Origin of the sequence: Spiroplasma endosymbiont of Sarcophaga carnaria (assembly GCF_964019595.1) — a bacterium.
Lineage (GTDB): Bacteria > Bacillota_I > Bacilli_A > Mycoplasmatales > Mycoplasmataceae > Spiroplasma > Spiroplasma poulsonii.
On sequence record NZ_OZ026456.1, the window covers coordinates 1,366,995 to 1,382,130 of the forward strand.

14 protein-coding genes and 1 pseudogene are annotated in these 15,136 nt (G+C 29.0%); all 15 read left to right on the top strand.

What is annotated here, in order from left to right; all coding sequences use genetic code 4:
* Positions 1 to 39: 39 nt before the first annotated feature.
* Positions 40 to 1,002 carry an IS1/IS1595 family N-terminal zinc-binding domain-containing protein gene (locus AACK91_RS07845; RefSeq protein WP_338963247.1) on the top strand — a complete coding sequence of 321 codons (963 nt, stop codon included), beginning with the start codon at positions 40 to 42 and terminating at the stop codon, positions 1,000 to 1,002.
* A 292-nt stretch (positions 1,003 to 1,294) separates the two neighbouring features.
* Entirely contained in the window at positions 1,295 to 1,939 is a 645-nt protein-coding gene (locus tag AACK91_RS07850) for a Pr6Pr family membrane protein (RefSeq protein ID WP_338965664.1), read from the top strand.
* A 115-nt stretch (positions 1,940 to 2,054) separates the two neighbouring features.
* Positions 2,055 to 2,978: a hypothetical protein gene (locus tag AACK91_RS07855; RefSeq protein WP_338965667.1), complete on the top strand. Its 924-nt coding sequence runs from the start codon at positions 2,055 to 2,057 to the stop codon at positions 2,976 to 2,978.
* Positions 2,881 to 3,624, top strand: coding sequence for a hypothetical protein (locus AACK91_RS07860; protein WP_338965670.1), 744 nt, complete (start codon positions 2,881 to 2,883; stop codon positions 3,622 to 3,624). Before AACK91_RS07855 ends, AACK91_RS07860 begins: the two co-directional genes overlap by 98 nt.
* Positions 3,625 to 3,627: 3 nt before the next feature.
* Positions 3,628 to 3,780 (top strand): hypothetical protein, encoded by a 153-nt coding sequence (locus tag AACK91_RS07865; protein ID WP_338965673.1) that lies wholly within the window; start codon positions 3,628 to 3,630, stop codon positions 3,778 to 3,780.
* Positions 3,781 to 3,842: 62 nt separating this feature from the next.
* A complete protein-coding gene (locus AACK91_RS07870) occupies positions 3,843 to 4,559 on the top strand; it encodes an AEC family transporter (RefSeq protein ID WP_338965676.1) in 717 nt (238 codons plus the stop codon).
* A gap of 165 nt (positions 4,560 to 4,724) precedes the next feature.
* Positions 4,725 to 5,012 (top strand): hypothetical protein, encoded by a 288-nt coding sequence (locus AACK91_RS07875; protein WP_338965679.1) that lies wholly within the window; start codon positions 4,725 to 4,727, stop codon positions 5,010 to 5,012.
* A 296-nt stretch (positions 5,013 to 5,308) separates the two neighbouring features.
* Positions 5,309 to 7,975 carry a valine--tRNA ligase gene (locus tag AACK91_RS07880; RefSeq protein WP_338965681.1) on the top strand — a complete coding sequence of 889 codons (2,667 nt, stop codon included), beginning with the start codon at positions 5,309 to 5,311 and terminating at the stop codon, positions 7,973 to 7,975.
* The gene (gene trmFO, locus AACK91_RS07885) at positions 7,956 to 9,290 is read left to right on the top strand and encodes a methylenetetrahydrofolate--tRNA-(uracil(54)-C(5))-methyltransferase (FADH(2)-oxidizing) TrmFO (protein ID WP_338965683.1); all 1,335 of its coding nucleotides are present in this window, start codon (positions 7,956 to 7,958) and stop codon (positions 9,288 to 9,290) included. The genes AACK91_RS07880 and trmFO overlap by 20 nt, the downstream gene beginning before the upstream one ends.
* 62 nt (positions 9,291 to 9,352) lie before the next feature.
* Positions 9,353 to 10,771, top strand: a complete 1,419-nt coding sequence (locus tag AACK91_RS07890) for an NADP-dependent glyceraldehyde-3-phosphate dehydrogenase (RefSeq protein WP_338965685.1) — start codon at positions 9,353 to 9,355, stop codon at positions 10,769 to 10,771.
* A gap of 142 nt (positions 10,772 to 10,913) precedes the next feature.
* A complete protein-coding gene (locus AACK91_RS07895; RefSeq protein WP_338965688.1) occupies positions 10,914 to 11,180 on the top strand; it encodes a hypothetical protein in 267 nt (88 codons plus the stop codon).
* Between the two features lie 52 nt (positions 11,181 to 11,232).
* Entirely contained in the window at positions 11,233 to 11,676 is a 444-nt protein-coding gene (locus AACK91_RS07900; protein WP_198049153.1) for a peroxiredoxin, read from the top strand.
* 142 nt (positions 11,677 to 11,818) lie between these two features.
* Positions 11,819 to 12,622 carry an MATE family efflux transporter gene (locus AACK91_RS07905; protein WP_338965692.1) on the top strand — a complete coding sequence of 268 codons (804 nt, stop codon included), beginning with the start codon at positions 11,819 to 11,821 and terminating at the stop codon, positions 12,620 to 12,622.
* A 54-nt stretch (positions 12,623 to 12,676) separates the two neighbouring features.
* Positions 12,677 to 13,426, top strand: a complete 750-nt coding sequence (locus tag AACK91_RS07910) for an MATE family efflux transporter (protein WP_338965694.1) — start codon at positions 12,677 to 12,679, stop codon at positions 13,424 to 13,426.
* 93 nt (positions 13,427 to 13,519) lie between these two features.
* A pseudogene (locus AACK91_RS07915) lies at positions 13,520 to 15,121 on the top strand (MATE family efflux transporter); the annotation flags it as partial.
* Positions 15,122 to 15,136: the final 15 nt, after the last annotated feature.

The following is a 15,136-nucleotide window of genomic DNA, read 5'->3' on the forward strand; positions in this document are numbered from 1 at the left end:
CTAAAATTAGGTATATTTTTAATATATGGAGGTAAATAAATGATGAAAAAAATAATTACAGAATTAATAAATAGCTTAACAGATGATCAATTTTTAGAATTTTATGAAAAAATAAAACAACAAGCAGACTTAATTAAAAAACAAAAACGTTTAAATGAAATTGATCAAAAATTTAGAGATAAAGGCATTATATGTCCTAATTGCAAATCTTTTCATTGTGTTAAAAATGGTCATAATTCCGAAGGAAAACAAAAATATTTATGTAAAAAATGTCGTGCTAGTTTTGATGCATTTCGTCATCATTTTACTTATTGAAGTCATTTAAATTATGAACAGTGAAATTTATTAATTCAAATTTCATTGTTAGGACAATCTAGTAAAATAATTTCTCGTTTTATTAAAACAACCCCAAAAACCGCTTGATATAATCGACAAAAATTAATGCAATCAAAACAATTAGAAAATACACAGTTAAAATTTAAAAAATTAAATGGTCAAATCCAAATGGATGAAACATTTATTAAAGAAATTCATAAAGGCAATTTTAAAGATAAATTTGATAAACGAAAAACTCATCTCGATCCATTTTCAACTGATACCAAATGCTGTATTCAAATGGCAGTTGATAGCAATAATAATATTTTTGTTCAATCCACCAATACCAAAAGATTACAAAAACAATGGATTATTGAAAATATGAATAAGCAACTAATTAAAGAAAAATCAATAATTATTTCTGATATGCAACCACTATATTTATTAGTAGCAAAACAAACAAATTCTACTCTATATTCCACCAAAACTAGTACAAACCCTGATACTAGTTATCAAAAGTTAAATAAGATTAGTAAATTACAATCCAGTCTTAAAGAAGCCTTAATTCATTATCATGGTTTGGGTTTCACTAATATTCAAAATTATTTAAAGCTCTGAAAATGAAAATACCAACACAAAGGTTTAACACCAAACCAACAATCAACGGTATTATATTTTAACGTTTAAAAAATTTAAAGCAAAATCATAATCTTACACAAAATTAGTTTTCAAATTGTCATATTGATGATTTTTTTTATTTCATCAAGAGTTTTCGACAAAATTAAAGTAAATTTGGAGCTTAGATTTACATAATACGTATATAATAATTGAAATATTTAAAAGGAAGATTAAAATGTTTTACAAGAAGGAGATATGAAGAGACTGACGAGTTTACTACAAATTACTCTTTGCAGTTTTAATTGGGTACGGTATTTTTGCGGCATTGATTGAAAGTTATGTTCATGGAATTCCTATTACTGTGAAAAATCCGACATGATCAGAGGAAGCAACAAAAAACTTTATCAATGATAAAGGTGATTATACTTTTAATTATTTTAATTATTTTACAATTCAAACAAATCTGTTAGTATTTGCCTTATTACTTGGAGCAGGGTTATTTCCTAAATATGAAGGAAAAAACAAGTGATTAGGTTACAATATGACTTTAGCAATTACAATTTATATTAGTATTACTTTTTTAATTTTTAATTTAATGTTATTACCAGTTGAACAACCACAAACTTGAAGAGCTTGGTTGTATTCAACAATTCAACACGTTATTTGTCCAATAGTCATGATTGTTTATTTTTTATTCTTTATGGAACGAGAAAATAATATTAAAACAACAAAAGTTTATTGAAGACAAGATCTTTGAAAATTTTATTTTTATCCAATTGTATGAACAATTGTGAATATGATTCGTGGTGAATTTCGTTGACAAGCGCGGAAAGCATTTCCCTATCAATATTTTTTCTTAAATGTTCATAAATCATTAGCTGGAATTCCTGGGGTGGTATGGTTTATCATCGCTGTGATTGCTATTGCAGGGTTAGTTTTTTGGCTAGGAACCCTGTATAATTTTTGTTCATATAAGTTTGTTAATAAGAAAAAAATTGTGAAATAATTTTATGTGATTTTTTATTAATTAAAAAAGAAACACCAAAAAGAACGATTGTTAATTTTATTAATAATTGTTTTTTATTATATTAATTATTATCTTGAAAAGAAAGGAAAAAATTATGAAAAAGAAGAGGCATGTTAGTAAGTTTGGTTTTATTGTTTCCACATTAGGTGCAGCAATTGGACTTGGTAATGTTTGAGGGTTCCCCACCTTATCGAAAGCAAATTGGGGTTTAGCTTTTTTTGTCTTATATATTTTAGCAATTGTGACTTGTGCTATTCCGTTATTGATTTTAGAGTTTAATATTGGGAATATGCGCCGAAAGTCGTTAATTAATATTTTTGAAGAAGAAAATCCAACAGCAAGTCGTTTTATTGGTTTATTTCAATCAGCATTTATGTTTGTTGTTGCTAATTATTATACGGTTTTAATTGACTATGTTTTAATTTTGTTGTTATTAAATTTTACAAATTTAATTAATACACCGTTATGATTTAACAATAATATTTTAAATGCTGGTGGTGTTGGAGTAACGGGGACTGCTAATTTTCAATGAATAGCATACTTAGCGTTTATTGCAATTGTGATTATGGCTGGTACTATTATAATGTTTCGGGCAAAAGGGATTGCAAAAGCAAATGTTATTTTTATTCCGGTCTTATTTGTTATTTTATTAGTGTTGGCAATTTATGTTTTAACAATTCCTGGTGCTTTAGCAGGACTAAGGACAGTTCTAATGCCAACAGAAAAAACCTTGGCGTCATTTGGTAATGTCCAAGTTTGAAGTGATGCTTTTGGATTGGGAGTATTTACCGTTTGTGTTGGATCAGGGTTTATGTTATTATTTGCTGGTGCTGCTTCAAAACGACAAGATAACGCTAATAAAGCATATATTTTATCATTTGGAGTGTTGGCAATTTCGTTATTAACATTAATATTAGTGTTTGGGTCATCGGGGGGGGGTATTAGTTCATGAAACAAATCCTGGTTTAACATCAATTGATGATTATGCCAAAGCAATTGACCGCGTGTTTCCGAATAATGATGGTGCTAGTTTTATCTTTAATGTTTTTCCACAAACCGTTAGTGTTATTAATCATCACACAATCGTTGGTTTTGGGAACTTCTTAGGAATTTTATTCTTTACGGCCTTATTATTTGCTGGGTTAAGTAGTATTATTGCAATGCTGGAAGTTGTTGTTAATGGTATTTTTTCAAATTATAAAGTTAATGAAAAGAAAGTTATCTTTATTTTAATATTATTAATGGCAACAATTGGGTTAGTTATAATGTTCAAAGATACTAATCAGTGGATTTATTCATTCCAAGCTTTAGCGGGGAGTGTTAATATGTTGTTAATGGCTTTAACAGAAATAATTTTATTTATTCATATTTATAAAAAATTAAAACTTGTGCTTGCTTACAACAATGAACATTCATGAATTAAACTTGGGAAAACATATTGATTTACTATTTCATATGTTACCGCTTTCTTATTAGCGGTTAATATTATCTTTATGTTTTATGCCTTTATTAGTTCTGGTTTATCAAAACCATGATGATTATCGGTTTTAGCAGTTTTACTTGGAATTATAATTCCACTGTTAGTTAGTCTATTATCAGTTACCGTTTTGCGAAAATATCAAACAAAAGTAATCCCAAATTATGGGCATAAAGGAGAAAAATAACAAATGGCTAGTTGATTAATTATTACTTTAGTAATTATTATTGTTTTATTCATTATTTTATTTGGTGGATTTATCTTTTTTATTTATAAAGATTGAAACAATAATTTAAAAGGGGCAGAAGAAGTAAACGCAGAAAATGAAACAAATAAAAGTTAGAAATAACTTTTATTTTTATTTTTAAGCGGTAAAATTAAAAAGAATGCTAAATGGAGGACATAATGCAGTTATTATTGGTTGAAAATAAAGTTAGCAAGGCAATTATTGACACATTAACAGTATGAGGGTTTTGAAGTGCCATTATTGCTACAATTTTTGTGATATTTTTAGGATGACTTTTAACAAAAAAAGGAACATTAAAACAAGAATGAGATGTTGTTTTTATTAAAATATTAGTTGTAATTGGTTTACCAGCTTTAGTTTTTGAAGGATTTATTTCTGATGCTACTGTTGAAAATGTTAAACAAGAAGCGGCTGTTTTATTAAGCGGTTTTTTATTTTATATTATTTTAGGGATTATTGCAAAATACTTTTATATTAAATATGATCGTGATGTCCAAGATGCGTTATCAATGAGTATGACTTTTGCAGCAACTTCTTTTTTTGGTATTCCAATTGTAACGGCGTTGTTTCCGGGACCTGATGCAAAAATTGCTTCAAATATTTTTAATGTTCCGTACCATGTCTTTTTATATTCATTAGGATTTATTATTATGGGCAAAGATAATAAGGGTTATTTACAAGATAAGGTTGTTATTAGAAATAGTTTTAAGAATCGATATGCTTATGGCCGAAAAATGTTTAAAACTAATTCTAAGAAGATTTTATTAAATCCAATTTTATTAGCGACAATTATTGGATTTACCTTTTGAGTAACACAGTTGATTCCGGGAATTGCTGTTGTTCCTGATCAAAATGTGCTTGGTAGTGGCAAATAATTTTCACCATTACGATTAGATAATACTTTTCCTCCAATTAAAAAAATTTTAGTAACATTACAAGCAATTTGCACGCCGTTAGCATGATTAGCAATTGGAATTAATTTAACAAAAGGGACGTTAAAAGATAGTTTAAAAAGTTTTAAAATATGATATGGGACAATTATGAAGGTTTTAGTAGCGCCAGTTATTGGCTTAGTAATAACCTTGATTGTAACAGCAATTGGAAAAGAAACTGGGGCTTGAACAATGAGTAGTATGGGCTTAACAATTATTATAATTATGTTAGCAGCTCCACCAGCTTCGGTAATTGTTGCATATTCAATTAACTTCAAGAAAGAAACCTTGTTAACAAGTAATGTAACATTATTATCAACTTTAATGTCAATTATTATTTTGCCATTTTGAATTATTGTTACAACAGCCATTGGATCAACTAGTTTATTTACTTAGTTAAACAATTAAGAATAAAGATAAAACTGGTAAAATTGTTGCAATTAATCAAAAAAGAATTATAATAAAACCATAAATATTAGAGGAGTAATTAAACAAAATAGTTCAGAGAGTTAATTGGTGGTGTGAAATTAATCTATTTGTTTAATGAAGGTTACTAATATTTCAACTTGATATTTTAATTAAGATAATAAGTTTGTACTTATTAAAAAAGGATGGTACCGTAATTATTAAATAATAATTGCCCCTATTATTTTGTTAAAATAATAGGAGTTTTTATTTAGATAGGAGATTTAATGGCAAAGGAATTAAGTAAAAAGTATAATCATAATCTTGTTGAAGAAGGAAAGTATCAATTTTGAAAAGATGCTGGGTATTTTACCGCTGATTTAAAGAGCAATAAACCAAGTTTTAGTATTGTGATTCCTCCGCCAAATGTCACTGGAAAGCTACATTTAGGGCATGCATGAGATACAACTTTACAAGATTTAATTATTCGTTATAAAAAGTTAATGGGGTTTGATACGTTATATTTACCAGGAATGGATCATGCCGGGATTGCGACGCAAGCAAAAGTTGAAGAACGGTTACGAATAACAAAAAATGTTTTACGGCATGATTTAGGCCGTAAAAAATTTGTTGAACAAGTTTGAGCATGAAAAGAAGAGTATGCGGAGGTAATCCGTGAGCAATGAGCCAAGTTGGGGTTAGCGTTAGATTATTCGCGTGAACAATTTACTCTAAATGATAATTTGTCAGCAGCGGTTCAAAAAGTTTTTATTGATTTATATCAAAAAGGATTAATTTATCGTGGAAAACGAATTATTTTATGAGATCCAGTGCAAAAAACAGCCTTATCAAATATTGAAGTTTTATATCAAGAACAAAAAGGTAAAATGTATTATTTTAAATATTTTCTAGAAAATAGTACTAGTGAATATCTAACTATTGCCACAACCCGCCCAGAAACAATGTTTGCTGATCAATGCGTGGTTGTTAATCCAAATGATGAACGTTATCGGCAATATTGAAATAAAAAGGTTATTAATCCAGCAAATGGTGAGTTAATTCCTGTTCTTTGTGATGACTATGTTGACCAAGAATTTGGTACGGGAGCAATGAAATGTACACCAGCCCATGATGCTAATGACTTTGAAATTGCGTTGCGTCATAATTTAGCAATGCCGATTTGTATGAATACTGATGGAACAATGAATGAAATGGCGGGGGAATATTTTAATCAAGATCGATTTATTGCCCGACAAAATTTAGTTACTGCTTTAACAAAACAAAATTTAGTTGTTGAAATCAAAGACCATTTTCATCAAGTTGGTTTTTCTGAACGAAGTGGAGCAATTGTTGAACCATATTTATCTGACCAATGATTTGTTAAAATGGATTCTTTTGCGGAAAAAATTATTAAATTTCAAGAAACAAAAGATCAAATTAAATTTTATCCATCACGGTTTAACACAACATTAATTAATTGAATGGAAAAAATTCAAGATTGATGTATTTCCCGTCAACTATGATGAGGACATCAAATTCCAACGTGATATGTGAAAGACGACCCGACTAAAATCTATGTTGGATTAACACCACCAGATGATACAAATAATTGATTACAAGATGAAGATGTTTTAGATACATGATTTTCATCAGCATTGTGACCAATGACAACATTAGGGTGAACTTGAAATGAAACATTATTTCAACGTTATTTTCCAACTAATGTTTTGGTAACTGGTTATGATATTATTTTCTTTTGAGTTTCAAGAATGATGTTTGATTCATTAGAATTTACTAATGAAAAACCATTTAATGATGTTTTAATCCATGGTTTAATTCGTGATGAAGAAGGTCGCAAAATGAGTAAATCATTAGGAAATGGGATTAATCCAATGGATGTTATTAATGATTATGGAACTGATACATTACGTTATTTTTTAGTAACAAATAGTGCGCCAGGCCAAGATTTACGATATTCGCAAGAAAAAATTAATGGGGCTTGAAATTTTATTAACAAGTTATGGAATGCGGCACGTTATGTTGAAATGAATTTAGCAAGTGATTTTAAACCATTGCTAAAGTTTGACCAAGAAATTGTAGCACTATTAACTAAACATCAAGAAAATGCGATTGACCAATGAATTTTAACAGAGTTAACAAAAACAATTAATAAAGTTAAGGTTAATATGGAAAGATACGAGTTTGTTTTAGTTGGTAAGGATTTATATGATTTTGTATGAAATAAGTTTTGTTCATGATATATTGAATTAACAAAAGTTAATTTACAAAGTGATAATCAAACAATCAAAGCTGTAACAACACAAACATTATTTTATGTTTTAACACAAATTTTAGTGATGTTACATCCCTTTATTCCATTTGTAACAGAAGAAATTTATCAAAAATTAAATTTAAAAGCATCAATTATGTTAGAAACATATCCAACAACTAATTTTAATTATGATGTAGAATATTTAAATTTAGTAACTGAAATTATTGCTGCAATGCGGGAATTACGTAGTAATTATCAAATTAAAAAACAACAAGTAATTGAAATTTGATTAGATGCGACAAATAATAAAATAAAAATTAATGGGGAAATAATTCCATTAATTAATGATTTCATTTTTAAAATGGTAAATAGTGAAATTAAAGGTATTTTAAAAGAAAAAGATCTGAAACAAACATATATCACAGTTCCATTAACAGATGTGATTTTAGAAGTGGTTGCTAATGATATTATTGATTTAGCAGCAGAACAAAGGAAAGTAGCCGCTGAATTAAAACGCTTAGAACAAGAGCTTATCCGTAGTAAGAATATTTTAGATAATCAAAACTTTTTGGCAAAGGCAACCCCAGAGAAAATTAAAGTTGAACAAGAGAAATATGCGAAATATTTGGAACAATATGACCAATTAAAAGAAAAGGTAAACTATGGCAAAACTAAAAATTAATATTATTGGTGCTGGTTTAGCTGGAACTGAAGCAGCCTATCAGTTGGCAAGAAGAGGGTTTCAAATTAATTTATATGAAAGTAAACGAATTAATAAAAACCCAGTGCAAAAGCAAGATAGTTTTGCGGAATTAGTTTGTTCAAATTCATTACGAAATGATAGTTTAACAAATGGTGTTGGGCTCTTAAAACAAGAAATGCTAGCTTTTGATTCATTGATTATTAAAGCTGCTTATGCTAGTCGTGTCCCGGCTGGTGGTGCTTTAGCGGTTGATCGCCAACAGTTTTCAAATTATGTTACAACTTGGTTAACAAAACATCCTAATGTAACTTTAATTGATCAAGAAGTTGCAACAATTGATTTAACAGCAATTACTCTAATTGCATCAGGACCATTAACAACACCAAGTTTACAAAAAGAGATTCAACAGTTATTAGGAAAAGAATACTTTTATTTTTATGATGCAGCAGCACCAATTATTACAAAGGAAAGTATTGATTTTCAAAAGGTTTATTATAAGTCACGCTATGATAAAGGTGAAAGTAAAGATTATATTAATTGTCCAATGACAAGAGCAGAGTTTGAAAGATGAGTACAAGAATTGATTACAGCTGAAACAGTTGCTTTACGTGAATTTGAAAAAGAAATTTATTTTGAAGGATGTATGCCAATCGAAGTAATGGCCAAGCGTGGAGTTAAATCATTATTATTTGGACCATTAAAACCAGTTGGGTTAGAAAAACCAAATGGTGAACGACCATATGCTGTTATTCAATTACGCCAAGATGATGCGATTGACACGTTGTATAATGTTGTAGGATTTCAAACTAATTTAAAATTCCCAGAGCAAAAACGTCTTCTGACAATGATACCGGGGTTAGAAAATGCTAATATTGTTCGTTATGGTGTTATTCATAAAAATAATTTTATTAATTCACCAGTGTTGTTAAATCAATTTTTACAATTAAAATCACAACAAAATGTTTTCTTTGCTGGTCAAATTACAGGTGTTGAAGGTTATGTTGAATCAGCAGCAACCGGGATTATTAGTGCGCTTAATATTGCAAACTTTTTAAATAACAAGGCAATGTTAATTTTTCCTCCTGAAACAATGATGGGAGCATTAATTAACTATATTATTAATGCTTCATCAACTAATTTTCAACCAATGAAGGCTAACTTTGGGATTGTCCCTAATCTTGATCAACATTTTAAAGCAAAAGTCGACAAATACTTAGCATATAGTGACCGTGCCTTAACAAAATTAACCAATTTTATTAAAAACAATAAGTTAAATGATGAAATTAACTTTTAATAATTTTAAAAAAGCATAGAATAGAAGTAGAATGAATATGAAGAGAAAAGAGGCAGTGAAAAATGAGCTTAGAATTAAACGCATTAATTAATGGCAAATTAATGAATAATGGCGATTGATTAGAAATTATATCACCAATTGATAATAAACCTTATGGACGTGTTCCAGCTTTAAAAGAAAAAGAAATTAAGCAAGCTTTTCAAACAGCACGCCAAGCCCAAAAACCTTGAGCAAAATTAACCGTGTTTGAACGGATTAGTTATTTACGAAAATGAGCAGATTTATTGTTAGTTCATAAAACGGGGTTGGCAAAAACTATGGCTTATGAAGTTGGCAAAAGTTTAAAAGATGGCCAAGTTGAAGTTGAACGAAGCATTGAATATATTGATTACACAATTGAAGAAGCAAAACGAGTTTTTCCAGAAACTTTAACAGGCGATGGTTGAAATGTTCAAAATAAACTTGGTATTTTTTCCCGTGTTCCGAAAGGCGTTGTATTAGCAATTTCACCATTTAATTATCCGGTTAACCTAAGTATTGCTAAAATTGTTCCAAGTTTAGTTGTTGGAAATAGTGTTGTTTTTAAACCAGCAACAAATGGGAGTTTAACGGGATTATATATGGCAAAATTAGCGCATGAAGTTGGTTTTCCGAAAGGTGTCTTTAATGTTGTAACAGGTCGTGGTCGCGATATTGGTGATTTACTAGTTTTAAATCCAGAAATTGATGTAATCTCTTTTACTGGTTCTGTTGCCGTTGGAAATCACATTCGTAAATTAGGCCATGGCAAAGATTTAGTTTTAGAATTAGGTGGAAAAGATCCAGCATTAGTGTTAAAAAATGCTGATTTAGCAAAAGCTGTGAAAGAAATTATTGGTGGAGCTTATTCTTATTCAGGACAACGTTGTACAGCAATTAAACGTGTTTTAGTTGATGAAACAATTGCTGATGAATTAGTTGCACGATTAAAAACAGAAGTTAGCAAGTTAGAGATGGGTTCACCGTTAGAAAACAAAGCAATTATTCCAGTAATTGATATTAAGGCTGCTGAATTTGTCCAAGAATTAATTGATGATGCTTTGGCAAAAAAAGCAACTTTAGTTATTGGAAATCAACGGAAAGATAATTTACTTAGTGCAACTTTAATTGACCATGTTACAGCAGATATGCGATTAGCCTGAGAAGAACCATTTGGACCTGTTTTACCAATTATTCGTTGTAAAAATGTTGAAGAAATGATTATGTTAGCAAATAAATCGAATTTTAAGTTACAAGCATGTATTTTTACTAATGATATTAATGCTGCTTTCAAAATTGCTGGTGAATTAGAAACAGGAACTGTTAATATTAATGGTCGTACGCAACGTGGTCCTGATTCATTTCCATTTTTAGGAATTCATGATTCAGGGCAAGGAGTGCAAGGAATTTGTGAAACCATTAATTCAGTTACTCGTTTTAAAGGTTTAGTAATTAATTACTAAAGTAATTTTAAAGAACCTTTTTTCATTTTATTCTTATTTTATGATATATTATATTTGTAAAGTAGGGGGAAAATAATATGGAACAAAAAGAGGAACAAATGTCCTTACGCGAAGAAAAATTGAACAATCGTTAAATGAACTAATGTTAACAGTTCAGGATGTCAATTTAGATCTTAGTGAATTGCAAGAACGAGCAAGTTTAAATAATAGCACCGTTGTTGATGATTATGAAAATATTACCGGCCAAATAAAAAATATTGAAAAAGAGATCTGTGAATTAGAATATAAGTTTGATATTACTGAAATTTCATTATATTTAATATTTTTAGATTTAAAACTATCATTTAACATTTTAAAAAATAAATTAGAAGTAACAAAGTATTTAATAAAACTTTTTAAAAGACAGTAATCAATTATTATTGTCTTTTCTATTATTGCAATAGCGGGGGAGGACATTTCAGATGAATTTAAAGCAAGAAAAATTTTTATTTACTGATGGAGAAGAACATCTAATTTCTGATTTTCAAAAAGAAAAGGGTTATATTTTTTATTTTTTTCCAAAGGCAGCAACAGCAGGTTGCACGCTAGAAACGGTTGCTTATAATCGTTATTATCAAAAATTTTTAACGGCAGGTTATAATGTTATTGGTATTAGTAGAGATAATTTAAAAAAACAAACTAAATTTCAACAAGATCATGCTGTTGAATTTCCAATGCTTTGTGATGTTGATGAAAGATTATGTAAAATGTTTGATGTGTTAAAACAAAAGAAAATGTTTAATAATGTTTATATGGGAATTGAACGCAGTACTTTTTTATTAAATAATGATTTTGAAATTATTGAAGTATGACGAAAAGTAGCCCCAGTTGAACACATTAAAACTGTTTTATCAGCCGTATTGTAACTAATTAGTTATTATAATTAACAAGTATAATAAATAATAGTTTTAACAACAAATGAATGGTCCGCTTACTAGAATCTAATTTATTATTGCTAATTAAATTAGATTTTGTTTATAAACATAGAAAGAATAATGAGGAAACATAATGGAAGAAAAATTAATAATGACAAAACGCGAACATAAGTTGCGTTATGCTAAACAGTGATCTGCAATTTGGTATTTTTGTGGTCCAATGGTGTTAATCATGGTTATTCAATGGTTATATAATATTATTGATAAAAATATGGCCCAGAGTTTTACAAGTGTAGATATTATGAAACGATTTAATATTGATGAAAATACCGCAAATAATTTAGTAAATATTACAACCGGTTATACAATGACGGCATTTTATACGTTATTTGCCTTTGCATCATTATTTGGTGTTGGAGCATCAATTGTTTTTTCAATGGAATATGGACGGCGTAATATTGCACAAATGCGACGAATTGTTGGGAACATGGTTGGCTTACAAATTGTTTTATCAATTCTGGTTGCCATAGTCTTATTCTTTTTAATGAATGAACATTTTGGAGCATTATTGGTCAAAGCTCAAATGAATGGTGGAATGTCAGGACTGGCGCAAAGTCGTTATATTACTTTATCGTGAGAATATTCCCGCGTGTTTATTTTTTGTTCACAACTATTGTTTTTATCGTTTGCGTTACCAACTTTTCTACGAACAGAAGGGAAAGTATTTATTGTTTTAATAATGCAAATTATTTCAATCCCAGTTAATGTTTTATTTTCGTTTATTTTTTCAAAATTAGCACATTTGCAAATGTCGGGAGTAATTATGGGAAGTATGATGGCTTGAATTTTTAACATTGTGTTTTCTGCTTGTGTTATTATTTTTTCAAAAAATTCATATTGTAAATTTAATTGAAGGGAAATGATATGATCACGATAAATTATCAAACGATCATTTCCAATTGGAATTGGAGCCTTTTTTCTTAATTTTGCAATGGCAATTCAAGTTTTAATTTCAACAATTTTAGTTGTCCATTTGCCAGGTCAAGATGATGTCTTAATTACTGTTAATGGTCAAAAAGTATTAGCAACTTCGGTTGGAATTTATATTTGTCAGTTAGTTTATTCTACCGTTTCCCCGTTTATTGTCATTTTTACTTCTGCTGGTGTAGGTTTAGCACAAGGAGCAACTGCGATTTGTGCTTATGCTTTTGGAGCGAAAAAATATAAACGAATTGAACGAATTATTTTCCGAGTTGCAATTTTAGAGGTAGCATGATTTACATTTGTTTTTCTGCTAATTTTAGCATTTGCGGATAAGATGATGTTAATTTATAACTTTCCGCAAGAACTCGTTGGTCACTATCGTTGATACACTGTTTTAGCATTTTCAACTTATATTTTTGCACCAGTAACTTATACTTCAATGGCGCTATATTCAGCAATTGGAAAATCAACCCAAACGCTAATATGTTCAATGCTTCGTTCTTTAATTGTAATGGTCCCATTATCATTCATTGGTTATGGAGTTAGTTTGTTAACTGGCAATAATATTGATTACTTTATTTTGATTGGCTTAAATGATTTAATTTGTGCCTTCATTATTGGTCCAATGTTAATTTCAACTTGACGAAAAAATAAAGCGAAATTAATTGACCATCCAGATGATTTTGAGCAACAAAACCGTAATAATTTACAAGCTAATGTTGTTGATGCAATTTCATTGGAAAGTGATATTAAATAAAAAATAATGCAATATTACTTTTTATTCTAGTAATGTTTTTGAAAATACGATAAAATTAATAAGAAAGGGATTTACAGAAGGGACGGACTGTTAGTGCACAAAAGTGTTTTTTCAAAAACTGAGATTAAGTTGCGTTATGATAATTTATGAAAAATAATTTTTGTTTTTTCATTACCAACTGTTTTTGTGATGGCAATTTCAGCTTCCTATCCGATTTTGGACAAACTAATTGCTTTAACATTTGTAACTCCCAATGTTTATCATTATCAACCATACTTAGATTGATATCGAGAAAATATTAATAACAATAATGGTGTTTTAAGTTATCAAGGAGCAAAAATCTTTGTTAATTTAGCAACTCATTTTTCAGGTCAAATTTACAACCTTCTTTTAGCATTTGCTGTTTTAATTGCAATTGGGACTTCAATTACTTTTGCGATTAAATATGGACAAAATAATAAACAACAAACACAATCCTTAGCTGGGAATGCCCTAACAATTACAATTTTATTTTCAATTGTTGCGGCTTTTTTTGTTTTTTGTTTAGTTTTTCCTAAATGAGATAATATTATGATTTTTATTCAGTTAAGTAAAAAAGGGTCATGAATTACACAAGATTTAACTTGGCGTTATGTTTTTCCAATGTTGTTGGCGAGTCCGTTAATGTTTGTTAGTTACTTATTATTAACGTTATTACGTACTGATGGAAAAGGGCGGATTGTAGTTTATATTACGGTTGGATCAATTTTAGTTAATGTTTGTTTTTCAATCATATTAGTTAAGTATGCTAATTTGTTATTAGAAGGAACAATGTTTGGTACTATTATCTCATGAGTTTTTATTATTGTTGTTTCATTAATTTGCATTTATCGTAACAAAGATTCATACTTACGATTTCATTGAAAAGATTTATTTTATTTTCGTAAATCAACTGTAAAAGAATTTTTTCGATTAGGATTTTCATCATTTCTTAATAATTTAGGAATTGTTTTAGTTTCCATTTTATCATCAACAATTATGTCATATTTGCCAGGTCAATTTGATGAAAAACAAAGAAGTGGTTTATCAGCGTTTCAATTATTTAATAGTGCAATGACACCTTGAGTTGCCTTTTTTACCGCAATTGCGTTAGGGTTTGCACAAGGAATTAAATCGATTATTGGATATAATTATGGGGCAAAAAAATATTTACGGATGTATCAAACTTGCTGATATGGCTTAATTATTATTGGAAGTTGATTATTTTTTGTCCTCTTATTATTTATTGGTCTTGGTCCACAATTATTAATGACTTTTGCTTTTCCATCATCATTAGTTGATCAATATCGGTGAACACCAGTCTTAATGCTAATGAGTTACCCGTGTGCGGCGATTTCTTTTATGGGTGTTACACTATTTCAGGGGATGAATAATGCCCGAAAGGCAGCGTTGTGTTCTTCATTTCGAACACTTATTGTATTACCAGTCTTGATGTTAGCGGGAGCCTTTATTGTTCGTGGTTTATCAGATGGAACACCAAAAAATAACATTTATTATTTCATTATGATAGGTTTTAATGACTTAATTTCGGGAATTATTGTGGGTATTATTCTATATTCATTCTGATATAAACACCGTCATAGTATTTTTAATGAAGTAAGTAAAATGGATCAAGAGTATTTACGTATTAAAACCAGCCATAATAAAAATAAAATACAACAATTATATACT